This window comes from Stappia albiluteola (genome assembly GCF_014050225.1).
Classification (GTDB): Bacteria; Pseudomonadota; Alphaproteobacteria; order Rhizobiales; family Stappiaceae; genus Hongsoonwoonella; species Hongsoonwoonella albiluteola.
In genome coordinates this window covers 100,098-123,313 of sequence record NZ_JACFXV010000066.1, presented here as the reverse complement: position 1 = coordinate 123,313, position 23,216 = coordinate 100,098, and the positions used below count along the sequence as shown (strand labels likewise).

The following is a 23,216-nucleotide window of genomic DNA, read 5'->3' as shown; positions in this document are numbered from 1 at the left end:
GCCGTGCCCCCCTGGTTCGAGGCTTTCCTTTCCGCCTTCCTGCTCTCCGCCGGCTACAATACGGCGGTGGTCGCAGTTGGCTCGGCCCTGCTTGGCGCCGGCGGCGGGGCGATCGGCGCCTTCGTGCTTTTGCGCAAGCGCTCGCTTGTCTCCGATGCCATGAGCCATGCCACCCTGCCGGGCGTGGTGCTCGGTTTCCTCTTCGGTCTCGCCATCTTCGGCGACGGCCGCTCCCTGCCGCTGCTGCTCGTCGGCGCTGCCTTCACGGCGGGGCTCGGCATGCTCGCCGTCAACTGGATCAAGGCCAACACGAGGCTGACCGAGGACACGGCCATCGGCACGGTGCTTTCCACCTTCTTCGCGCTCGGCATGGTGCTTTTGACCGTGCTGCAGTCGCTGAGCGTGTCCGGACAGGCGGGCCTGAGCGGCTTCCTGCTCGGCTCCACTTCCGGCATGCTCGCCTCCGAGGCGATGACCATCGCGGTTGCCGCCGGCGTCGTGGCGCTGGCCGTGCTGGCTTTCTTCAAGGAACTGACGCTGCTGTGTTTCGACGAGGGCTTTGCCGCCAGCACGGGCCTGAATCGCAACCGGCTGGATCTGACGCTTCTGGTGCTGCTGCTTGCTGTCGTCGTCATCGGACTGAAGACGGTGGGGCTGGTACTGGTGATCGCGCTGACGATCATTCCGCCGGTCGCCGCCCGCTTCTGGACCGAGCGCGTCGGCCGCTTCGTGCCGATCTCAGCGGCAATCGGCGCCTTCGGCAGCTATCTCGGCGCCTGCCTTTCGGCCAGCGCGCCGGACCTGCCGACGGGGGCGCTGATCGTCCTGATCCTTTTTGCCCTTTTCCTGCTGTCCCTGGCGCTGTCCCCGGTCCGCGGCATCCTGTCCGCTTTCATCCGGCACCGCCGGTTCCAGCGCATCGTTCACGTCCGGCAGGGGCTGCTGGCCCTTGCCCATGACGAACCGATCCTGGAGCCGATCACGCGGCGGCTGATGAAGCGGCGGGGTTATGTGACCGGCGACCTGCGTCCGACGGAAAGCGGCTGGTCGGCGGCGCGGCGGATCGCCCGCGACCAGGCGTTGTGGAACCTGTGGCGCGAAGATTGTCCCGACGAGGCCCATGCGCTGGCGGACTGGTCCCTGCGGCCGATCGACGAGGTGCTGCCGCGCGACATGGTCGCCGATCTCGAAGCACGCCTCGGCCTGAAGGCCGAACCGGCCAGGGGAGCAACGGCCTGATGGACGCGATCACCTTCCTGCAATTCGATTTCCCGTCCATCCTGCTCGGCAGCCTTGCCGCACTCGGCTGCGGATTGCTCGGCAATTTCCTGGTGTTGCGCCGGCAAAGCCTGATGGGAGACGCGATCAGCCACGTGGTGCTGCCGGGTATCGTGCTCGGCTTTCTGGTGACGGGCACGGTCGACTCGCTGCCGATGATGCTGGGCGCGGGCGTTGCGGCACTCATCTCCGTCGGCCTGATCGAACTGATCCGCCGGCTTGGCCGCGTCGAGCCGGGCGCGGCGATGGGCGTCGTCTTCACGTCGATGTTCGCCGCCGGCGTGCTGCTGCTGGAGCAGTCGGGAGCAGGCGGCGTCCATCTCGACGTCGAACACGCGCTCTACGGCAATCTGGAAAGCGCGGTGTGGCTGGAGGCGACCGGCTTCGGCGACCTGCTGCGGCCGGAAATCCTGGCCGACCTGCCGGTCTCGGTGACAAGGCTCGCGGTGGTCAATCTCGCGATCGTCGCCTTCGTCGCGCTCCTCTACAAGGAACTGAAACTCGTCAGCTTCGACCCGCTCTTCGCCGATACGCTCGGCATTTCGTCGCGCCTTGTCGGCACCCTGCTTATCGTCATGGTGGCGGTCGCGGCGGTTGCGGCCTTCGATGCGGTGGGGTCGATCCTCGTGATCGCCATGTTCATCTGCCCGGCGGCGACCGCGCGGCTGATGACCGACCGGTTGGGCACGCAGCTTTGGATCTCGGCCGGCGTTGCGGTGGCGAGTGGCATCCTCGGTTATTTCGCGGCGGCGCTCGGCCCGCAGCTGCTGGGCGTCGACATGAGTGTTTCCGCCGCCGGCATGATCGCGGTGGTCGCCGGGCTGTTCCAGACCGTCGCCATGCTGCTTGCGCCCCGCTACGGCGTGTTGGCGAGACGCCGGCTGCAGCGGGTGTGAGGGAAAGGCTGCCGTGACTGGACCTCTGTCGTCCCATGGTCGATAGTGACCCATCGTCACGTTATTCGACCTTGCAACAGACGGAGGCAGCCGATGTCGGAAATCTGGCTGAAATACCGGGCAACGGTTCGCAGCAATGGCGAGGTGCGCATGCTTCCCGTCCAGGCCATGAGCGTGCACGAGGCGCCGGACCATGCGCGGTTCATCGCCGGTTTCGAATTCGGCTGGGATCCGTCAGGGGTTGAGGTGCTGAAGCTGGAGCCGGACGAAAGCAGCGATCACTCCGGCGGACATGTGCATGCTTTCGAGGTAACGGTGCGCTCCGAAGGCGGCGAGCCGGAAATCTACAAACTGAAGGCAAGGGACGCGGAATGCGCGGAAGCGCTGGCCGTGCTCCATTGCGCCGACCGCACCGGGCTTGACCCGCGCGAGGTCGACATCCTGTCCGTGACGCGGACCTGAATTGGCGCCCGTTTATTTCAAGCTTCAACTGTCACAGACGAAACAGTTTCCTTGACAGGACCGCGCCGCCTCCTGCACTTGATGGCGATCGCTCATATGCGCGGGAGGTGCCAGTCGATGGCGGATTGCCTGATCGAGGAACGGCCGGAAGAGGGCGTCCTGCTCTTGCGCCTGAACCGTCCGCAAGCCCGCAACGCGCTCAATACCGAACTGAGGGTCGCGCTTTCCGAAACGCTGCGGTCGGCCGCGAACGATGGATCGACTCGCGTTGCCGTCGTAACCGGTGACGCGACGGCTTTCGCCGCCGGCGCCGACATTACTGTGGTCGCGGACGAGACGCCGATGGGCATGCACCGGCTCGCCTTCCACAAGCTCTGGCAGGATGTGGCGGATTTCCCGAAGCCGCTGATTGCCGCCGTCAACGGCTATGCACTGGGCGGCGGCTGCGAACTGGCGCTCCATGCCGACATCATCGTTGCCGGCAAGGGGGCAAGCTTCGGCCTGCCGGAGGTGAAACTCGGCATCATGCCTGGGGCGGGCGGCACGCAGCGCCTTGTGCGCGCCGTCGGCAAGTATCGTGCCTTCCGCCTGCTGATGACGGGCGACATCATCGATGCGGAGAAGGCCGCCGACTGGGGCCTCGTCTCCGAACTTGCCGAGGACGGGGAGGTTCTGGCGACTGCCCTGAAAATGGCGGGAAAGATTGCCAGGCTTCCACCCTTCGCGCTGGAGCATATCAAGGAGACGGTGCTGCTTGGCGCCGACCTGCCGCTGCAGTCGGCGATCGCGCTGGAGCGCAAGTCCTATCACATGCTCTTCGACACCGCCGACCAGAAGGAAGGAATGAAGGCCTTCAAGGAAAAGCGGAAACCCGATTTCAAAGGCGAATGACCGAGGCCGCGGGCGGCACAACCGGGAAGGAAAACCAGATGGCACTTACCATCGGCATCGTCGGCACCGGAACCATGGGCCGCGGCATCGCGCAGATCTTCGCGGCAAGCGGCAATTCGGTGATCCTGCACGATGCGCGGACGGGTGCTGCCTCCGAGGCAAAGGAATTCGTCGACGGTATGTTCTCCCGCGCCGCCGAAAAGGGGCGGATGACCTCGGCGGAAGCGGAAGCCGCAGCAGGCCGGATATCGACGGCTCGCAACCTCGCCGATTTCTCCGGCTGCGATCTGGTCATCGAGGCCATCGTCGAGAACCTGAAGGTCAAGCAGGATCTGTTCAGCGCCCTTGAGGAGATCGTTCGCGCCGATGCGATCCTCGCCACAAATACCAGCTCGCTGTCGGTGACGGAGATCGCCGCATCCTGCTCCAATCCGGAGCGGGTGGCGGGCTATCATTTCTTCAATCCTGTGCCTCTGATGAAGGTGGTGGAGGTGATCCCGGGCGCGCGCACCGCTCCCGAGGTGGCCGAACGGCTTGGCGCACTCGCACGCGAGGCCGGACATATGGCGGTCACGGCAACGGATTCGCCGGGCTTCCTCGTCAATCACGCCGGCCGCGGCTTCGTCACCGAGGCCCTGCAGCTATTGCGTGAGCAGGTCGCCGCGCCCGCCGAGATCGATCGGATCCTAAGGGAGGCGGCGGGCTTCCGGATGGGGCCTTTCGAATTGCTGGACCTCACCGGGCTCGATGTTTCCGGCCCGGTGATGCAGCAGGTCTACAGCCAGTTCTATCACGAGCCACGGTTTCGCCCCTCGCCGCTGATCGATCAGCGGCTTGCAGCCGGGCTGCTCGGGCGAAAGACGGGCGAGGGCTTCTATTCCTATTCCGGCGGCACGAAGGTCGAGCCCGAGGAGCGCGGCCATGCGGCCGTCGATGCGGGCTCGGTCTGGATCAGCAATGCCCGGCCCGAACGCGCGGCTGTCTTGCACGAAGCCTTGATCGCGGCCGGCGTGAGTGTGGAAAGCGGGGCGGAACCTTCCCCGGAAGCGGTCATCCTGGTGACGCCGGTCGGTGCCGATGCGACTGCGGCCGCAACCGCCGAAGGGCTCGACGCCAGCCGCGTCGTCGCCGTCGATACGCTGTTTCCGCTCTCGGGCCGTCGCACCTTGATGACGACGCCGGCAACCGGCAAGGCGATTGCCGAGCGGGCGGCGGCGGCGCTTTCCGCAGATGGCAACAAGGTAACGGTGATTGCCGATTCGACCGGCTTCGTCGCGCAGCGAGTGGTCGCGACCATCGTCAATATCGCCTGCGACATCGCCCAGGCCGGTATCGCAACGCCCGGGGATATAGATCTGGCGGTAACGCTCGGCCTTGGTTATCCGAAAGGGCCGCTTGCCTGGGGCGACGAGATCGGTCCTGACGTTGTGCTGGAAATCCTCGACGGAATTTATGCGCTCGGCGGCGATCCGCGCTACCGGCCAAGCCCCTGGCTGCGCCGCCGGGCGGACCTGCACATGTCATTGTGCGCCGGCTAAGCCTCCACTATCGTGAAAGGGATGCAGTGCCGTCGGTCTTGCCGCTTTCCGAGAGGCAGGAGGGGCGCGCCGTGTCGATCTCATCCTTGCCTAAAAAGGCATAATGAGGTGTTTTCAAACGATTGTGTGTCTTTTCCAACATGATAACATCCTAAAGTGAGGGATGCGTCACAGAACCGTAGTGTTCCGGGCGTAAGAGCCGGTTGGGCGACAGGGGGAGAAGGTGTTGGGCGATCTGCAGTGGCTGTGTTCGTTCCAATGCCGGTGTTTTCTTTCCTGCCGAAACCTTGGTCATGCCTTTGCTGTGGCGACGGACATGTCGCGGCAGAAGGGGCGGGGCCATCCTGCCGTTCGCCTCACGAATGAAAACCAGATGGGGAAAGGTTCGTGTTGAAGACCTCACGTTCCGCTGCCGCGACCGGCAAGGGTCGGGCGGGGAGCGCGGATCCTGGAGGCGGGTCGACCTGGTCGCTTTGGGCGGGCAGGTCTGGGCTACAGGGATCCCTGAGGTATTCGAATTTCGGACGTCAGCCCGAAAGGGCATATTCGAACTAAGGGAGTCGACATGACCAGCAAGACCAAGCTCCTTCACGTTGTGAGCGTGGCCGCCATTCTCGCCTCGGGCCTCGCAACGGGCGCGCAGGCCCAGTCGCTGAGCGAGCTGGAGGCTGCGGCCAAGGCCGAAGGAATGCTCACCACCATCGCCCTGCCGCATGACTGGTGCGGATACGGCGCCGTGATCGAAGGCTTCAAGGCCAAGTATCCGGGAATTTCCGTCAATGAGCTGAACCCTGATGCGGGCTCGGCCGACGAACTCGAAGCGGTTCGCGCGAACAAGGACAACAAGGGCCCGCAGGCGCCGGATGTGCTCGACGTCGGTCTCGCCTTCGGTCCCGCGGCGCAGGCCGAGGGACTGGTCCAGCCCTACAAGGTATCGACCTGGGATTCGATCCCCGACGACGCCAAGGATGCGGCCGGCCACTGGTACGGCGACTATTACGGCGTGATGTCCTTCCTGGTAAACACGGATCTCGTCGACAACGTCCCGACCTCCTTCGCCGACCTGCTGAAGCCCGAATACGCGGGCATGGTGGCGCTGGCGGGTGACCCGCGTGCGTCCAACCAGGCGATCCTGGCCGTGATGGCCGCCGGCATGGCGCGCGGCGCCGAGCCCGGCAAGGCGGCGGCCGAAGAAGGCCTGAAGTACTTCGCCGAGCTCAACAAAGCCGGCAACTTCGTGCCTGTCATCGGCAAGGCCGGTACGCTCGCCCAGGGCACCACGCCGATCGTCATCCAGTGGGACTATAATGCGCTTTCGGCCCGCGATACGCTGAACGGCAACCCGCCGGTCGAGGTCGTGGTGCCTTCCGACGCGGTGCTTGCCGGCGTCTATGTGCAGGCGATCAGCGCCTACGCCCCGCATCCGAATGCGGCGAAGCTGTGGATGGAGTATCTCTATTCCGACGAAGGACAGATCGGCTGGCTGAAGGGCTATTGCCACCCGATCCGCTTCAACGACCTTGCCGCGCGCGGCGTCGTCCCGCAGGAGGTCGTCGACGCCCTGCCGCCGGCGGAGAACTATGCGAAAGCGGCCTTCCCGACCATCGACCAGGTGAATGAAAACAAGGAAGTCGTGGTCGGCGGCTGGGACAGCGTCGTCGGCGCGAACGTCCAGTAAGCCCTGTCAAGATCGGAACGGCCCCGGACAACAATCCGGGGCCGATTTCGTATCGGGACGGCGTCCGGCACTGTCCGGGCTGCCGCCGTCCACGGATAATTCGCGGCGCTTTCCTTTGCTTCCTGCCAACGTGACTTGAACGGAGCGAATCTGTTCTAAAGGATCGGCTTGGAAATACGCTCGCCAAGGGGGACGAGACTGCATGCCAGGACAGACCGAGGCCGCGCGGCGGCTTGAACTCAGATGGCTCGGCCTTCTGCCATTCGCCGTCTTTTCGGTGCTCTTCCTGATCCTTCCCACGCTCTACATCGTCATCGGGGCGTTCCAGACGCCGCAGGGCGGGTTCACCTTCCAGAATATCCTGGACCTCAACACGCCTTCGATCCGCAGTGCCTACTGGGTTTCCATCAAGGTAAGCTTCGCCTCGGCGCTGCTTGGCTGCCTGATCGGCTTTGCGATGGCCGCCGCCATCACCATCGGCGGGCTGCCGAAGCGGATCCGCGAGCCCCTGCTGACCTTTTCCGGCGTGGCATCGAATTTCGCCGGCGTGCCGCTGGCTTTCGCCTTCATCGCGACGATCGGGCCAGCCGGCCTGATCACGCTGCAGCTCAAGTCCGAACTCGGCATCAATCTGCGCGCGATGGGCTGGAACCTGCTGTCGACGCCGGGCCTCGTCATCACCTACCTGTTCTTCCAGATCCCCCTGATGATCCTCATCATCACGCCGGCGCTCGACGGATTGAAGAAGGAATGGCGCGAAGCCGCCGCAATCCTCGGCGCCAGCGGTCGGCAATACTGGATCATGGTCGGCCTGCCGATCCTGTTTCCCTCGCTGCTCGGCACCCTGGCGCTGCTTTTCGCCAATGCCTTCGGCGCCGTGGCGACGGCGATCGCGCTGACCGGCCCGTCGCTCAACATCGCGCCGATCCTGCTCTATGCCCAGATCAGGGGCGACGTGCTCGGCAATCCGCATCTCGGCTATGCGCTCGCCTTCGGGATGATCGTCATCACCGGCATTGCCAACGCGATCTACATAAGGCTCCGAGCCCGGTCCGAGAGGTGGTTGAAATGAGCAAGGTCTGGGCCTGGGGCGCGCTGATTTTCGGCGTCGTCTATTTCATGCTGCCGCTGATCGGCATGACCGAGTTCTCGCTGTCGATGCGGCGCGGCGTCTATTCCTTCGATGCCTATGCAGCCGTCCTCGCCGATCCGCAGTTCCAGGCGACATTCGCCTATTCGGTGGTGATGGCGCTCGCCACGATCATCTTCGGGATCCTGCTGGTGGTGCCGACGGCCTACTGGGTGCGCCTGAAGATGCCGGAGGCGCGGCCCTACGTGGAATTCATTACGCTGCTGCCGCTGGTCATCCCAGCCATCGTCGTGGTCTTCGGCTATATCCGCCTCTACAACACGTCGTCGTGGCTGCCGCTGACCGGCTCGGTGATGGGGACGAACATCCTGCTGATGTTCGGCTATGCGATGCTGTCGCTGCCCTACATGTACCGCTCGATCGATACCGGGCTTCGGACGATCGACATCGCCACGCTGACGGAGGCCGCGATGAGCCTCGGCGCCGGTTGGGTGACGATCCTTGCCCGCGTCATCCTGCCGAACGTGCTGGCCTCGGTGCTTTCCGGCGCCTTCCTGACCTTCGCCATCGTGATCGGCGAGTTCACCATCGCAGCCCTTCTCGACCGGCCGGCCTTCGGCCCTTACATGCAGATCCTTGGCGCGAACCGGGCCTACGAGCCGGCGGCGCTTGCGGTGATCGCCTTCGGCATCACCTGGGCCTGCATGGGCCTGATCGGCCTTGTCTCCCGCTTTTCCAGATACACCCAGGTGAAACGCTGATGGCCTTTCTCGAAATCGAAAACCTGCAAAAGACCTTCGGCGATCTCCGCGTCGTGCGGGACTTCAACCTGAATGTGGAACAGGGCGAGTTCATCTCCTTTCTCGGACCGTCCGGCTGCGGCAAGACGACGACCCTGCGCATGGTGGCGGGCTTCGAGACGCCGACGGCAGGCTCGATCCGCATCGGCGGCAAGGACGTGGTCAACGTCAAGCCGAACCAGCGCAATATCGGCATGGTGTTCCAGTCCTATGCGCTGTTTCCGAACCTCACCGTGGCGCAGAACGTGACCTTCGGCCTGAAGGTGGCGGGCCGCGACAAGGCGACCATCGATACCCGGCTGAAGGAAATGCTGACGATGATCGGCCTGCCCGATCTGGGCGAGCGCTATCCTTTCCAGCTTTCGGGCGGGCAGCAGCAGCGCGTGGCCCTGGCACGGGCGCTGGCGCCGGCTCCCCAGGTATTGCTTCTCGACGAGCCGCTGTCGGCGCTCGACGCGCAGATCCGCGTGTCGCTGCGCTCCGAAATCCGGGCCATCCAGCAGAAGCTCGGCATCACCACCGTCTACGTGACGCACGATCAGGAAGAAGCGCTGTCGATGTCGGACCGGATCGTGGTCATGCATCGCGGCATTGCCGACCAGATCGGAACGCCGGTGGAGATCTACAACCATCCGGCCACCCGTTTCGTCGCCAACTTTGTCGGCACCTTGAACCAGATCGAGGCCACGGTGGCTGACCCGGAACGCGGCGTGGTCGAAGTGGCGGGGCAGTCGCTCGCGCTGGAACGCAAGCTTTCCCACCCGAAGGGAGCGTCGGTCGCGCTCGCCTTCAGGCCGCAGGCCCTTCACATGGGCAAGGGCGAGGGGGAAATCCCGGTCAGGGGCCGGATTTCGGAAGTGCAGTTCCTTGGCGCGGTGATCCGTCTGAAAGTCGATGTGGGCGAGGCGTCCATCTCGCTCGACGCATTCAACCGGGCGGGTGCCGAACTGCCGGTGACCGGCTCGGAGCTGACGCTTTCCATCGCTCCGTCCGACATCCTCGTTCTCGGCGACTGAACGGCGTCGCGCGTGGAGATCCGTCTTGCCCGTCATGCTGGAGCAATGCGGGGCCCGTAGTCTCCCCATTCAGACCGTTTTGATCTGAATGGCATATGCTCTGACGATTTCTTCGCGCTACTATCCGATATGGCAAGGTCCCGCCGATGTATCGGCGAGGCCGTGCGGGAACCCGATACCGCGAGAGAAGGATCATGTCGGCACCTGACCAAGGCTGCAGCTTTACCCTCTCCCTGCCGTGCTCGCGGGAGGCGGCCTTCGATCTGTTCGTCGACGGCTTCGGCAACTGGTGGCCGAAGGACTATGCGTTTTCCGGCGACACCCTGCAGGAGATCGGCATCGAGCCGCAGCTTGGCGGGGCCTGCTACGAACAGACGACAACGGGTCAGCGGATCGTCTGGGGCACCGTGCTGTCGATTGAACGGCCGCTCTATATCCGTCTTGCCTGGCAGATCGGACCGGACCGCGAAATCATCGCCGACCCGGCGGCGGCGAGCCGGGTGATGGTGGTCTTTCGCGAGCTGCGCGAGGGGTCGTCGATGGAACTGACGCATTCAGAGTTCCTGCGCCATGGCGTCAATGGCGAAGCCTATCGGGAGGCCATGGCATCGGAAGAAGGCTGGCCCCGCTGCCTCGAAGCCTTCCGCAAGAAGGCGGAGGCGCTTGCGCGGCGCTGAAGGCGAAAAGGCCTCCTGCAACGAAGAATGGCAAGCAGCGCCAATGGCTGATATCAGGTCGCATTTTTTAGCCCGCTAAGCGAATCGTCACTCCCGGAACCCGGGTTTGTCGCGCGAACGTCATGGCGGATATGCTATTTTCGCATCCATGGCGGGAGCACCGCCGGATATCTTCATGCACGATCCGACGCAACGGGCATCATGAGCGACGATACGACCGCGACTTCCCCGGGCCCGGCCGACTCGGAGGGCTTCGACCACCGCGAGAAGATTTATGCGGCCCGTTGGGTCATCGCGATGGCGATCGTGCTTGCCGCCCTTGGCGTCGTGTCCGGCCATGTATCGATCCTTGCGGCTGCTGTCGCCATTGTTGCCGTTCTCGTCGCCGTCATGCTGTCGGCGCGACGCCCGGCGATCCGGGCAAGACATGCTGCGCAGGGCGCGGCGGGGGCTGCGCTCTGGCCGGATACCGGCATGAAGATGGTGGTCGACGCGCTGCCCGATCCCTGCTTCATCGTCGATCGGCGCGGCATCACCCGCTACGCGAACCGGGCTGCGCGCGAACGGTTCGGCAAGGTGCGGCCGGGCGACCCGATTTCCTTTCGCCTGCGGCCGCCGGCCTTGCTGGAAGCGCTCGACCGGGTGATCGCCGACGGCGGAACGGAACGGATCGAATGGAGCGAGAAGGTTCCGACCGAACGCTGGCTTGAAGCGCATATCGGCCCCGTTCAGACGGTCGAGGACGGGCGCGAGAAAGGCGCGCGCCGGGCGGACGGCTTCATTCTCGTTGCCGTGCGCGATCTCACGGAGCAGCGGCGGCTTGAGCGGATGCGGGCCGATTTCGTGGCGAATGCCAGCCATGAGCTGCGCACGCCGCTTGCCTCGCTTACCGGTTTTATCGAAACCCTGCAGGGCCCGGCGCGCGAGGACAAGGACGCACGCGAGCGCTTTCTGGGGATCATGCTGGAACAGGCCGGCCGTATGCGACGGTTGATCGACGACCTGCTGTCCCTGTCGCGAATCGAACTGAGGGCGCATGTGCGCCCGCAGGCGGAGATCGACCTCGGATCGGTGATCCGCGACACGGTGCAGGCGCTCGAACCGCTTGCCGCCAAGCTCGACGTCGAGATCCGGACGGACCTGCCGCAGAAGCCATTGACGATCCTCGGCGACCGCGACGAGATGGCGGAGGTGTTCCAGAACATCGTCGAGAACGCGCTGAAATACGGTGCATCCGGAAAATATATAGATATTTCAGTCTATTCCGAGATCGGGCCGCAGAATGCACCCTGGTGGGCCGTCAAGGTCAAGGACTACGGGCCAGGGATAGAAGCGGCCCATCTGCCGCGCCTGACGGAGCGATTCTACCGCGTCGACGTGGCGACGAGCCGGGAAATGAAGGGCACGGGGCTGGGCCTTGCCATCGTCAAGCATATCCTGACCAGGCATCGCGCCAGGCTGGATATCGAGAGCACGGTGGGCGAGGGCGCCTGCTTTTATGTCAGAATCCCCGCAGTCGTACGGGAACTGGCAAATGTCTAGAGAAAATTATTGTTTAATATCAAATACTTGAACTGTCACAAAAGTGATAATCAACTGTCATAGAAGTCTCACCTGAGGCCGCTAGGGTCCGCCCAGTTCCGCTCGGTCAGAAGTTCGGAACGGACACTGAAAATCCTGCAGACCCAAAGGGAGAGGTCAGGTGAAGATCAAGACTCTCGTGAGCGCGCTGGCGCTTGCCGCTGCTAGCTCCATGGTTGCCGGTGCCGCCGCCGCGCGCGACCAGATCCAGATCGTCGGCTCCTCGACGGTTTTCCCCTTCACGACGGCCGTCGCCGAGCAGTTCGGCCAGAAGTCGTCCTTCAAGACCCCGGTCGTTGAATCCACCGGCACGGGTGGCGGCATGAAGCTCTTCTGCGAGGGCGTGGGCGAGCGGACGGCCGACTTCACCAATGCCTCGCGCCGCATGAAGAAGTCGGAGCTTGAGACCTGCAACGCCAATGGCGTGACCCCGGTCGAGATCAAGGTCGGCTTCGACGGTATCGTGGTCGCCAACTCCAAGGGGCATCAGCAGTACGAACTGAGCCTTGGCCAGCTTTTCCTGGCACTGGCCAAGGAAGTTCCGGTCGATGGCAAGCTCGTCGCCAACCCCTACAAGACCTGGTCGGACATCGATCCGTCCCTGCCGGCCGAAAAGATCGAGGTTCTCGGTCCCCCGCCGACCTCCGGCACGCGCGACGCGTTCGTCGAGTTGGCCATGGAAGGCGGCTGCGGCGAGATCGCCGGTGCCAAGGAGCTCGGCCTGGAAGGCAAGAAGTGCCACGAAATCCGCGAGGATGGAGCTTTCATCGAAGCCGGTGAAAACGACAATCTGATCGTCCAGAAGCTGGAAGCCAATCCGAAAGCCCTTGGCATCTTCGGTTTCTCGTTCCTCGACCAGAACGCCGACAAGCTGCAGGGCTCGAAAATCGGCGACATTGAGCCGACCTTCGAAAACATCGCCGACGGCGCCTACCCGGTTTCCCGCTCGCTGTATATCTACGGCAAGAAGGAGCACATCGGCGTCATTCCGGGGATGGAGGAATTCATCGCCGAATACGTCAGCGAAGGCGCGTTTGGTGAGGAAGGCTACCTCGCCGACAAGGGCCTGATCCCGCTGCCGGCCGATGAGCGCGAAGCTGTCGCGAATGGCGCAAAGACGCTGGCGCCCCTCAGCCTCTGATCGTTGACAGGACGGCCGGCCCGGGATACGGGCCGGCCGTTCGACCGCCGCTCCGGCGCTTTCCCGTCCGGGCGGAATTGCAACGCGACCTGATCGGCAAGAGACATGTTCTGGACCAGCCTTCTCATTCTCGCGGTCGTGCTTGTCGCGGCTTTCGTCTTCGGCCGCATCAGGGCGGGGCAGGTGGTCCACGGCGATGTTGCCGCCCTGCATTCGCTGCCTTCCTTCCACGGCGCCTATCTTGCCATCGTGACGGTGCTGCCGGCCTTCCTGCTGCTGGTCGTGTGGACGATCGCCGCCCCGAAGGTGATAGACAGCATGGTGATCGCGAAAAGCGCGGACGCCGTCTCCGGTCTTGGCAAGCCCGAACTTCAGGCCTTCATTCGCGACGCGCGCGCCATTGCCTTCGGCGGCATTGTCGGTTTCACGGATGCCGCGAAAGAGCAAGCTGCCTCGCTCTACCGCGCCTATGACGAACTGAGCACGCAGGCACTCTGGGCGTCGATGGCGATCCTCGCCATCGCGGGATTTGCATTTGGCGCGAAGCGGATTTCGCCGCGCATGCGCGCCCGCCACGTGGTCGAGCGCACGGTCATGGCCGTGCTGATCGTCTGCTCGGTGGTTGCGATCCTCACGACAATCGGCATTGTCCTGTCGCTCATCTTTGAATCGCTCAGGTTCTTCGAGAAGGTGAACTTCTTTTCCTTCGTCTTCGGACTTGAGTGGAGCCCGCAAACGGCCATTCGCGCTGATCAGGTCGGCTCCGAAGGCACCTTCGGCGCGATACCGCTGCTTGCCGGCACCATGCTGATCACGCTGATCGCGATCCTGGTAGCGGCTCCCGTAGGCCTCTTCGCCGCGATCTATCTCTCCGACTACGCGTCCGGGCCGGTACGCGCCGTCGCAAAGCCGGTGCTGGAGATCCTCGCCGGCATTCCCACGGTGGTCTACGGCTTCTTCGCCGCGCTGACCGTCGCGCCGGCCTTCAGGGGCTTTGGCGAGTCGCTCGGCCTGTCGGTTTCGTCGGAATCGGCGCTCGCCGCCGGCGTGGTGATGGGCATCATGATCATACCCTTCGTCTCCTCGCTGTCGGACGACGTGATCAACGCCGTGCCGCAGTCGCTGCGCGACGGGTCGGCCGGGCTTGGCGCCACCAGGTCGGAGACGATCCGCAAGGTGGTGCTGCCGGCGGCACTGCCAGGGATCGTCTCGGCGCTGATCCTGGCGATTTCCCGGGCAATCGGCGAGACGATGATCGTGGTCATGGCCGCCGGCCTTGCCGCCAATCTCACCGTCAATCCGCTGGAAGCGGTGACGACGGTCACCGTGCAGATCGTCACCCTTCTGGTCGGCGATCAGGAATTCGACAGCGCCAAGACGCTGGCCGCCTTCGCACTCGGCCTGCTGCTCTTCTGCGTGACGCTGCTTCTCAACATCTTCGCGCTGCGCGTGGTCCAGAAATACAGGGAACAGTATGACTGAGATCGTCGATCAGGTTGCCGCGGCCCCCTCCGGCGACCTACACACCAGCGCCGAAGCGCGCAGGCGTCTGGCGAAGCGCTATAGCGCCGAGGCCAGGTTCAAATATTACGGCCTGGCCGCGGTGCTCGCCGCTGCTCTCTTCCTGGTGCTGCTGCTGTCGACCATCGTGTCGCAGGGCCTGCCTGCCTTCACCCACAGCTATGTATCGCTGCCAATCGACCTGTCGGCGGAGAAGGTCGACCCGAACGATCCCGGCGCCGCCGATTACAACGCCATCATCCGCGATGGGTTGAAGGCGGAGGCGCCTTTCGCCGGCGACCGCCGCAACCGCAAGGTTCTCTATTCCCTCGTCTCCAGCGGCGCGAACATCATTTTGCGCAACGAGGTGCTCGACGCCTCCGACATGCTCGGCACATCGCAGGCTCGCCCGGTGCCGCTGTCGGATTTCGCGGATCTCTACGTCAAGGGTCTGATCACGGACACTGCGACGACGGACGGGCAGGGAGCCGCGTCTCCCGTCGGCACCGAAGGAAGCGTGCGCATCCTGTCGACCTCCAGCGACTTCCAGGCCATCCTCGCCGAAGTGAAGGCCGATCTCGCGGCGCGGGCGAACGCGCTTTCCAGAGACATCGAGGCGAAGGGCCGCAGCGCCCGCTCGCTCGAAGCCTCGGTCGCCGCGCTCGAGCAGCGCGCCGCCTCTGCCGATGCATCGGCAAGGCCCGCAATCGAGCGGGAGCTTGAGAGCGCCCGGTCGGCGCTGGCTTCGGTCAACTCGCAGATCGACAGCCTGAAGGGCGAAGCCGCCGGCCTGACCGCGCGCGCCAATGCGGTCAACGAGCCGGAGACGATGACCACCAACCTGCCGTCCTATCTCGTGGAGATCAACGGCGGCGTGGTGAAGGTGGAAAAGGTCGACGCGACCTCCATCGAGGGCACGGCCTTCGTGCCTCTCGCCTCGGAGGCGGAAGCGGGCGCGGGCGGCTGGTCGATCAAGCGCATCGATACGCCGGAGGCCGAGCGCAAGTTCTCCGACCAGGAGATCGCCTATACGGACTTCCTGGCCGAAAAGGGCCTGATCGAAACCAGCCTCAACACGATCTTCTTCACCTCCGGCGCCAGCCGCGAGCCGGAGATGGCCGGTATTTGGGGCGCCGTCGTCGGCTCGTTCTACACGATGCTGGTGACGCTGCTCCTGTCCTTCCCCGTAGGCGTTGCTGCGGCGATCTACCTGGAGGAGTTCGCGCCGAAGAACCGGATCACGCATCTGATCGAGGTGAACATCAACAACCTCGCGGCGGTGCCTTCCATCGTCTTCGGCCTGCTCGGCCTTGCGGTCTTCCTCAACGTTTTCGGCTTGCCGCGTTCGGCTCCCGTGGTGGGCGGCATGGTGCTGGCGCTGATGACGCTGCCGACGATCATCATCGCCGCGCGCGCCGCGCTGAAGGCGGTGCCGCCGTCGATCCGCGAGGCCGCGCTCGGCATCGGCGCGTCGCGGCTGCAGACGGTCTTCCACCATGTGCTGCCGCTCGCCATGCCCGGCATCTTCACCGGCACGATCATCGGCATGGCACAGGCGCTCGGCGAAACGGCACCGCTTTTGATGATCGGCATGGTGGCTTTCATCGTCGATATTCCGGGCGGGCCTCTCGATCCGGCGACGGTGCTGCCGGTGCAGATCTACATGTGGGCGGATTTCCCCGAACCCGCCTTCCAGCAGAAGACGTCGGCAGCCATCATGGTGCTGCTCGGCTTCCTGATTGCGATGAACGCGATCGCCATCGTCCTGCGCAAACGCTTCGAGCGGCGCTGGTGAGATCCAAAGGGTATGAGCATGACTATGGATGCGACGATGAGCGCGGCGGCGGCAGCCGCCAGGGCCCCGGCAGCGGCGGAGGTGACCGTCGACGGCGACCCGGTGAAGATGCGCGGCGACAAGGTCAAGGTCTTCTACGGCCAGAAACAGGCGCTGTTCGACGTCGATCTCGACGTGCGCGAGCGGATGGTCACCGCACTGATCGGCCCGTCCGGCTGCGGCAAGTCGACCTTCCTGCGCTGCCTCAACCGGATGAACGACACGATCGACATCTGCCGGGTCGAGGGCAGGCTGACGCTCGACGGCATGGATATCTACGATCCGTCCATCGACGTGGTGGAGCTGCGCGCCCGCGTCGGCATGGTGTTCCAGAAGCCCAATCCCTTCCCGAAGTCGATCTACGAGAACGTCGCCTATGGTCCCCGCATCCACGGGCTTGCCCGCAACAAGGCGGAGCTTGACGACATCGTGGCGTCGAGCTTGCAGAAGGCGGGCCTGTTCGAGGAAGTGAAGGACCGGTTGGACGCGCCGGGCACCGGGCTTTCGGGCGGCCAGCAGCAGCGCCTCTGCATCGCCCGCGCCATCGCCGTCAGTCCGGAAGTGATCCTGATGGACGAGCCCTGCTCGGCACTCGATCCGATCGCCACCGCGAAGGTGGAAGAACTGATCGACGAACTGCGCGCGAATTACACGATCGTCATCGTCACCCACTCCATGCAGCAGGCCGCCCGCGTCTCGCAGCGCACCGCCTTCTTCCATCTCGGCAATCTGGTCGAGGAAGGCCCGACGCAGGACATCTTCACCAATCCCCGCGACAAGCGGACGCAGGACTACATTACCGGCCGCTTCGGCTAACATCGTGAAGATGAAGGCAGCCAGAGCGGCTTGAGGGAGATCTGGAATGGTTCAGCACACCGTCACCTCCTATGACGAGGAACTGAAGGGCCTTGCGAGCAAGGTCGCCGAAATGGGCGGCATTGCCGAAAGCATGGTCTCCAATTCGGTCACCTCGCTGGTGAAGCTCGACAGCGAGCTGGCGCAGAAGACGATCCAGGCGGACAAGCGTCTCGACCAGCTTCAGGCGGAGCTTGAGGAGCAGGCGGTGCTGATCATCGCCCGCCGCCAGCCGGTCGCCCAGGACCTGCGCGAGATTGTTGCCGCCATGCGCATCTCCAACGATTTGGAGCGCGTCGGCGACCTGGCGAAGAACATCGCCAAGCGCGTCGTGGCGATCGACGGGGGCATGAGCCCGAAGCGTTTCGCGCTCGGCGTGGAGCACATGTCGGAACTGGCGCTGCAACAGCTGAAGAGCGTGCTCGATGCCTATGCGGAGCGTGACGCGGAAGCGGCGGAAAACGTGCGCATCCACGATGACGAGGTCGATGCGATCTACACCTCGATCTTCCGCGAATTGCTGACCTACATGATGGAGGATCCGCGCCAGATCTCGATCTGCGCGCATCTGCTCTTCTGCGCCAAGAATATCGAGCGGATCGGCGACCATGCGACCAATGTCGCGGAAAACGTCACCTACATGGTGACCGGCCGGCAGCCGCAGGACGAGCGGCCGAAGGTCGACGAAACCGGCTTCCTCGACGGCGAGAACGCCTGACTTCACTTGAAGGCGCGAAGCCCTAAGATGAAATGCAAAGGGTTTGAGTGAATGCCGAAGGTGCTGATCGTCGAGGACGAGGAGCCGCTGAGCCTTCTCTTGCGCTACAATCTGGAGGCGGAAGGCTACGCGGTCGAGGTGTGCGACCGGGGCGACGACGCGGAGCTGCGGCTGCGCGAGCACCAGCCGGACCTGCTTCTGCTCGACTGGATGCTGCCGGGAATTTCCGGCATCGAGCTGTGTCGCCGCCTGCGCGGGCGCGCGGAAACGGAGCGCATGCCGATCATCATGCTGACGGCGCGCGGCGAGGAATCCGAGCGTATCCGCGGGCTTTCGACCGGCGCCGACGACTATGTGGTGAAGCCCTTTTCCATCCCCGAACTGATGGCGCGGGTGAGGGCGATCCTGCGCCGCTCGAAGCCGGAAGTGGTTTCCACCCTGCTGCGTTCCGGCGATATCGAGCTTGACCGCGAGACCCATCGCGTCCGCCGCAACAACCGGGAAATCCATCTGGGTCCGACCGAATTCCGCCTGCTGGAATTCCTGATGACATCGCCCGGCCGCGTGTTCTCGCGCGAGCAATTGCTGAACGGTGTCTGGGGTCACGACGTCTATGTCGACGAGCGCACGGTTGACGTTCACGTCGGCAGGCTCAGGAAGGCGATCAACCGCGGCAACTCGCGTGATCCGATCCGCACCGTGCGGGGTGCGGGCTATGCCTTCAACGATCAGTTCGCGACCGTCGACTGAACAGTTTCAGGAACCGACAGCGGCAAAACGAAAGCCCCGGCCGAATGACCGGGGCTTTTTTGTGCGCGCGCAGAGCCTGGATCAGCCCGCTGCCGCCTTGCGGTCCCGCCTGCGGTCGGTCGCCGGCTGATAGGCGATGCGGCAGTGATAGGCGCAATAGGGCACGCCCGGATCGGAGGAATGTCCGCAGAAATAGAAGTCGTCCGAGGTCGGATCGCCGATCGGCCATTTGCAGGTGCGCTCGTTGAGCGTCAGGATCGTCGCACGCTGGGACAGCGGAACGAGTTCGGCGACCGGCCGTTCCTGCGGAGCGGGTGCCGGCGCGGGAGCGCTTTCCATCTTCAGCGCCGTGGCGCCGTGACTCTGCGGCATCATCCCGCCCTTTGACGGAAGGGAAGATCCACCCGAGGCGCCGGTCGCGGGCTTGGCGATCTTGCGCGCCTTCTGCACGGGAGCCGGGGCCTTCGCGCGGCCCGACAGGCCGAGCCGATGCACCTTGCCGATCACCGCGTTGCGCGTGACGCCGCCCAGCTCTCCGGCAATCTGGCTCGCGCTCAGGCCGTCGGTCCAGAGCTTCTTCAAGAGGTCGACACGTTCGGTGGTCCAGGTCATGCGCAAGCACTCCGTCTCTCTTCGACCGCGACGATCAGGCAAACTCTCCCCGCCGGCACGCGACAGCGTGTCCGCCACCTCAATCCAGGGACTGGAGGCTTAGATGAAGGGGTACAGCGAGATTGCCATACGAGATATCGTATTTAACAGGGATTAATCTACAATATGGCGGGTTTTCGTTTCAAGGCGAGGAAGCCACAAGGCTGGGGATCAACCCGGTTTTCCCCAGAAAGTGGCGCAAAGATGGTAATTCGATGCCTCCAGAGCCGATTACTGGGGCATTTATCTAAAATACTAAATATTCGGGCTTTTCCTGACTCTTGGACAGTGGCTTCGGCCGGACGCGTGCCGCACGGCCGGCGGGCATGACGCCACGCGGCGAAAAAGCTGGGTTTGCGTTGACAGCGAAGCCCCCGGACGGTGTATATAGTGCCCTGAAATGCCGTGCCGCCTTTCGGGGCGGCACGTGTCGTTTCTGGCAGGCGTCAAGCATTGCTTTACCGCCTGCCGGTCGAAGCTGGAAGAGGCCTTCCGCCGCCTTGGGCAAACGCGGAAAACGACGCCTCCTGAATGCCTTGACACTCATTGGCGATAGCCGGCCCTTGCGGCCCGGCAAAGCCGAAGCCCAACCGGGCAGCCTGCTCATAACCTTGGGGCAGGCGAGGCCCATCGTTTTATCAGGCATCCGGCTGGCCGGACCGTTGCGGTTCGTCCGGCGAAGGACCCAAGCGAGGATACGATGTCGACGTCTCCGCTCTACAAGACCTATGCACGCTCCGAACTTTCGTTCGAGCGCGGTGAAGGTGTCTGGCTGGTGACCGTGGACGGGCGACGATTCCTCGATTGCGCCTCGGGTGTCGCCGTCAATTCGCTCGGCCATTCCCATCCGCATCTCGTCGAGGCGCTGAAGGCGCAGGCCGAGAAGTTGTGGCACGTCTCCAACATCTACACGATCCCGGAGCAGGAAAAGCTCGGCAGGCGCCTGATCGAGGCGACTTTCGCCGACCGCGTGTTCTTCACCAATTCCGGCGCCGAGGCGCTGGAGGCGGCGATCAAGACGGCGCGCCGCTATTTCCATGACAAGGGGGAGGGTGAGCGCTACCGCCTGATCACCTTCGAAGGCGCTTTCCACGGACGGACGCTGGCGACGATCGCCGCCGGCGGCCAGGAGAAGTATCTGGAGGGCTTCGGCCCGAAGATGCCCGGTTTCGACCAGGTGCCGTTTGGCGATCTCGATGCCGTGAAGGCCGCGATCGGGCCGGAAACCGCCGGCATTCTCGTGGAGCCGGTGCAGGGCGAGGGCGGCATTCGTCCGCTGCCGACCGAGACGTTGCGCGCCCTTCGCGAAATCTGCGACCGGAACGGCCTCCTGCTCGTCCTCGACGAGGTGCAGAGCGGCGTTGGCCGTACCGGCAGGTTCTTCGCCCATGAATGGGCGGGGATCACGCCGGACATCATGGCGATCGCCAAGGGCATCGGCGGCGGCTTCCCCTTCGGCGCCTGCCTTGCGACGGAAGAAGCGGCTGCGGGCATGGTTCCGGGCACGCATGGATCGACCTATGGCGGCAATCCGCTCGCCATGGCCGTGGGCAATGCCGTGCTGGACGTCGTGCTTTCCGAGGGTTTCCTGGAAAGCGTGCAGCGCAAGGGCCTCCTGCTGAAGCAGCGCCTTGCGGCGGTCGTCGACCAGCATCCGCGCGTCTTCGAGGAGATCCGCGGCACCGGGCTGATGCTCGGCCTGCGCTGCCGGGTGCCGAGCGCCGAGGTGCTTGCCGAAATGCGGGCGAACGGGTTGCTGTCGGTCGCCGCCGGCGAAAACGTGCTGCGGATCATGCCGCCGCTCATCATCAGTGAGGAAGAGATCGGCGAAGCCGTCGCGAGGGTCGAAAAGGCGGCCGCTGCGGTCGAGGCGAAGCTCGACAAGGGAGCGGCCGAATGACCGCCAGGAAGCCAAAGCATTTTCTCGATCTGCCCGAAATCGAAACCGCCGAGATCCGGTCGATCCTCAACGGCAGCCGCACGATCAAGGAAGGGCGCGGAGAAATCCGCGTCCGCCGCGGCGAGGGGCTTCTGGCCGGCAAGGTGCTGGCCATGGTCTTCGAGCAGCCGTCGACGCGCACGCGCATCTCCTTCGACGTCGGCATGCGCGAGCTTGGCGGCGAGACATTGATGCTGACGGGCGCGGAAATGCAGCTCGGCCGTGGCGAGACCATTGCCGACACCGCGCGCGTGCTGTCGCGATATGTCGATGCGATCATGATCCGCATCCTTGATCACGACGCGCTGAGGGAACTGGCCGAGAATGCCACCGTTCCGGTGATCAATGGCCTGACCAAGCGCACCCATCCCTGCCAGATCATGGCCGACGTGCTGACCTTCGAGGAGCACAAGGGGCCGATCTCCGGGCGCACGGTCGCCTGGACGGGCGACAGCAACAACGTGCTGGCCTCCTGGGTGCACGCGGCTGCGAAACTCGACTTCGCGCTGAACATCGCGACGCCTTCGGAGCTCGCACCTCCCGCGGCGCTGATCGACCAGGCGCGCCGCGGCGGCGCCGAAATCGTGCTGACGGACGACCCGTTCGAGGCGGTGAAGGGCGTGGATTGCGTCGTCACCGACTGCTGGGTGTCGATGGGCGACGAGGACGAGGGGCGCCGTCACAATCTCTTGAAGCCTTACCAGGTCAACAGCCGCCTTATGGCGCAAGCGGACCGGAACGCTGTATTCATGCACTGCCTTCCCGCCCATCGCGGCGAGGAGGTGACTTCCGACGTCATGGACGGCCCGCAGTCGGTCGTCTTCGATGAAGCAGAAAATCGCCTGCATGCCCAAAAGGGCATCCTGGCCTGGTGTTTTGACGCGTTACCGACCTCATGAAGATTGAACAGGAACTGCGGGAGCGCGGTATCGCGCTCGCTGGAAACGATGCCGTGCTGCCCTACGCCGTCGAGCCTCTCGACGTGCGCGGGCGCGCGGTCTATCTCGGGCCGATGCTCGACCGGATACTCGACCGGCACGACTATCCCGTTGCCGTATCGAGGCTTCTGGCTGAAGCGGTGACGCTCGTCGCGCTGCTTGGCACGTCGCTGAAATTCAACGGCCGCTTCACGTTGCAGACACAGAGCGACGGCCCGGTATCGATGCTGGTGGTGGATTTCGAGACGCCGGACGCGATCCGCGCCTGCGCGCAATTCGATGCGGACGCCGTCGCCGCGTCCGAGGCGGAAGGGCGGACCGATGCGGCGAGCCTGCTGGGGCGCGGTCATCTGGCGATGACCGTCGACCAGGGGTCGCATATGCAGCGCTACCAGGGCATCGTCGCTTTGGACGGGATCGGCCTTGAGGAAGTGGCGCATCGCTATTTCGACCAGTCCGAGCAGATCCCGACCGTGGTGCGCCTCGCCGTCGGCGAGATCCTCGACCGGCAGGAAGGCGAGCGGCCGCGCCATCGCTGGCGCGCGGGCGGCGTGCTCGCCCAGTTCCTGCCCGAGGCGCCGGAGCGCATGCGCAAGCCCGACCTTCATCCGGGCGATGCGCCGGAACACGCGGCCGAGCATCATTTCGAGGAAGACGACGCCTGGGTCGAGGCCCGCACCCTGGTGGAAACCTTGCGCGACGACGAACTGATCGATCCGGAGCTTTCGGTCGAGAAGGTACTGTTCCGCCTTTTCCACGAACGCGGCGTGCGCATCTTCCCGGCGCAGGCGATCGAGGATCGCTGCCGGTGCTCGCGCGATCGTATCGAGTCCATGCTGAAGGGCTTCACGGTCGAGGAAATCAACGACATGACCGTCGAGGACGGCGGCATCGACGTGACCTGCCACTTCTGCAATTCGCGCTATGATTTCAAGGCGGAAGCGATCCTGGCCGCCAAGAAGGACGAGCAGGCCCCGTAACGG

General features: G+C 64.4%; 21 protein-coding genes and 2 pseudogenes. 21 read left to right on the top strand and 2 right to left on the bottom strand.

Annotated features, from left to right (window positions below; translation table 11 throughout):
* Window positions 1–3 precede the first annotated feature (3 nt).
* The 5 genes from H2509_RS19050 to H2509_RS19030 all read left to right on the top strand — a co-directional run bounded on the left by H2509_RS19050 (window position 4) and on the right by H2509_RS19030 (window position 5,065).
* Window positions 4–1,239: a metal ABC transporter permease gene (locus H2509_RS19050; RefSeq protein ID WP_182168052.1), complete on the top strand. Its 1,236-nt coding sequence runs from the start codon at window positions 4–6 to the stop codon at window positions 1,237–1,239.
* Window positions 1,239–2,174: a metal ABC transporter permease gene (locus tag H2509_RS19045; protein ID WP_182168051.1), complete on the top strand. Its 936-nt coding sequence runs from the start codon at window positions 1,239–1,241 to the stop codon at window positions 2,172–2,174. The genes H2509_RS19050 and H2509_RS19045 overlap by 1 nt, the downstream gene beginning before the upstream one ends.
* 93 nt (window positions 2,175–2,267) lie before the next feature.
* Window positions 2,268–2,636, top strand: a complete 369-nt coding sequence (locus tag H2509_RS19040) for a hypothetical protein (RefSeq protein ID WP_182168050.1) — start codon at window positions 2,268–2,270, stop codon at window positions 2,634–2,636.
* A 117-nt stretch (window positions 2,637–2,753) separates the two neighbouring features.
* Complete coding sequence (locus H2509_RS19035) at window positions 2,754–3,527, top strand: enoyl-CoA hydratase-related protein (protein WP_209002066.1); 774 nt, start codon at window positions 2,754–2,756, stop codon at window positions 3,525–3,527.
* A 38-nt stretch (window positions 3,528–3,565) separates the two neighbouring features.
* Window positions 3,566–5,065, top strand: coding sequence for a 3-hydroxyacyl-CoA dehydrogenase (locus H2509_RS19030; RefSeq protein WP_182168049.1), 1,500 nt, complete (start codon window positions 3,566–3,568; stop codon window positions 5,063–5,065).
* A 7-nt stretch (window positions 5,066–5,072) separates the two neighbouring features.
* On the opposite strand, the gene H2509_RS21115 is transcribed toward H2509_RS19030, so the two are convergent.
* Entirely contained in the window at window positions 5,073–5,207 is a 135-nt protein-coding gene (locus H2509_RS21115; RefSeq protein WP_268926078.1) for a hypothetical protein, read from the bottom strand.
* 423 nt (window positions 5,208–5,630) lie between these two features.
* On the opposite strand from H2509_RS21115, the gene H2509_RS19025 reads away from it, so the two are divergent.
* The 13 genes and pseudogenes from H2509_RS19025 (at window position 5,631) to phoB (ending at window position 18,705) form a co-directional block, all read left to right on the top strand.
* Window positions 5,631–6,743 (top strand): ABC transporter substrate-binding protein, encoded by a 1,113-nt coding sequence (locus H2509_RS19025; RefSeq protein WP_182168048.1) that lies wholly within the window; start codon window positions 5,631–5,633, stop codon window positions 6,741–6,743.
* 202 nt (window positions 6,744–6,945) lie between these two features.
* Complete coding sequence (locus H2509_RS19020; protein WP_182168047.1) at window positions 6,946–7,815, top strand: ABC transporter permease; 870 nt, start codon at window positions 6,946–6,948, stop codon at window positions 7,813–7,815.
* Window positions 7,812–8,594 carry an ABC transporter permease gene (locus H2509_RS19015; RefSeq protein ID WP_182168046.1) on the top strand — a complete coding sequence of 261 codons (783 nt, stop codon included), beginning with the start codon at window positions 7,812–7,814 and terminating at the stop codon, window positions 8,592–8,594. The genes H2509_RS19020 and H2509_RS19015 overlap by 4 nt, the downstream gene beginning before the upstream one ends.
* Window positions 8,594–9,649 (top strand): ABC transporter ATP-binding protein, encoded by a 1,056-nt coding sequence (locus H2509_RS19010; RefSeq protein WP_182168045.1) that lies wholly within the window; start codon window positions 8,594–8,596, stop codon window positions 9,647–9,649. Before H2509_RS19015 ends, H2509_RS19010 begins: the two co-directional genes overlap by 1 nt.
* Before the next feature lie 194 nt (window positions 9,650–9,843).
* Entirely contained in the window at window positions 9,844–10,326 is a 483-nt protein-coding gene (locus tag H2509_RS19005; RefSeq protein WP_182168044.1) for an SRPBCC family protein, read from the top strand.
* A 201-nt stretch (window positions 10,327–10,527) separates the two neighbouring features.
* Window positions 10,528–11,868: an ATP-binding protein gene (locus tag H2509_RS19000; protein ID WP_182168043.1), complete on the top strand. Its 1,341-nt coding sequence runs from the start codon at window positions 10,528–10,530 to the stop codon at window positions 11,866–11,868.
* A gap of 160 nt (window positions 11,869–12,028) precedes the next feature.
* The gene (locus H2509_RS18995) at window positions 12,029–13,048 is read left to right on the top strand and encodes a PstS family phosphate ABC transporter substrate-binding protein (protein WP_328805128.1); all 1,020 of its coding nucleotides are present in this window, start codon (window positions 12,029–12,031) and stop codon (window positions 13,046–13,048) included.
* Between the two features lie 105 nt (window positions 13,049–13,153).
* Complete coding sequence (gene pstC, locus H2509_RS18990; protein ID WP_182168042.1) at window positions 13,154–14,530, top strand: phosphate ABC transporter permease subunit PstC; 1,377 nt, start codon at window positions 13,154–13,156, stop codon at window positions 14,528–14,530.
* A pseudogene (locus tag H2509_RS21210) lies at window positions 14,523–15,002 on the top strand (DUF3333 domain-containing protein); the annotation flags it as partial. The gene pstC and the pseudogene H2509_RS21210, both read left to right, overlap by 8 nt.
* Window positions 15,003–15,443: 441 nt before the next feature.
* A pseudogene (gene pstA / locus H2509_RS21205) lies at window positions 15,444–16,343 on the top strand (phosphate ABC transporter permease PstA); the annotation flags it as partial.
* 108 nt (window positions 16,344–16,451) lie between these two features.
* On the top strand, window positions 16,452–17,198 hold the full coding sequence (gene pstB / locus H2509_RS18980) for a phosphate ABC transporter ATP-binding protein PstB (protein WP_235975109.1): 747 nt from the start codon (window positions 16,452–16,454) through the stop codon (window positions 17,196–17,198).
* 46 nt (window positions 17,199–17,244) lie between these two features.
* Complete coding sequence (phoU, locus tag H2509_RS18975) at window positions 17,245–17,955, top strand: phosphate signaling complex protein PhoU (RefSeq protein ID WP_182168040.1); 711 nt, start codon at window positions 17,245–17,247, stop codon at window positions 17,953–17,955.
* Window positions 17,956–18,006: 51 nt separating this feature from the next.
* Entirely contained in the window at window positions 18,007–18,705 is a 699-nt protein-coding gene (gene phoB / locus H2509_RS18970) for a phosphate regulon transcriptional regulator PhoB (RefSeq protein WP_182168039.1), read from the top strand.
* Between the two features lie 81 nt (window positions 18,706–18,786).
* Here phoB and H2509_RS18965 read toward each other — a convergent pair whose 3' ends face one another.
* Complete coding sequence (locus H2509_RS18965) at window positions 18,787–19,317, bottom strand: GcrA family cell cycle regulator (RefSeq protein WP_182168038.1); 531 nt, start codon at window positions 19,315–19,317, stop codon at window positions 18,787–18,789.
* Window positions 19,318–20,056: 739 nt separating this feature from the next.
* Here H2509_RS18965 and H2509_RS18960 point away from each other — a divergent pair.
* From H2509_RS18960 to H2509_RS18950, 3 genes are read left to right on the top strand one after another with little or no spacing between them, the layout of a single operon-like run.
* Window positions 20,057–21,256, top strand: coding sequence for an aspartate aminotransferase family protein (locus H2509_RS18960; protein ID WP_182168037.1), 1,200 nt, complete (start codon window positions 20,057–20,059; stop codon window positions 21,254–21,256).
* Complete coding sequence (gene argF / locus H2509_RS18955; protein ID WP_182168036.1) at window positions 21,253–22,194, top strand: ornithine carbamoyltransferase; 942 nt, start codon at window positions 21,253–21,255, stop codon at window positions 22,192–22,194. The genes H2509_RS18960 and argF overlap by 4 nt, the downstream gene beginning before the upstream one ends.
* Window positions 22,191–23,213: an Hsp33 family molecular chaperone gene (locus tag H2509_RS18950; RefSeq protein ID WP_182168035.1), complete on the top strand. Its 1,023-nt coding sequence runs from the start codon at window positions 22,191–22,193 to the stop codon at window positions 23,211–23,213. The genes argF and H2509_RS18950 overlap by 4 nt, the downstream gene beginning before the upstream one ends.
* The last annotated feature ends 3 nt before the right edge of the window (window positions 23,214–23,216 follow it).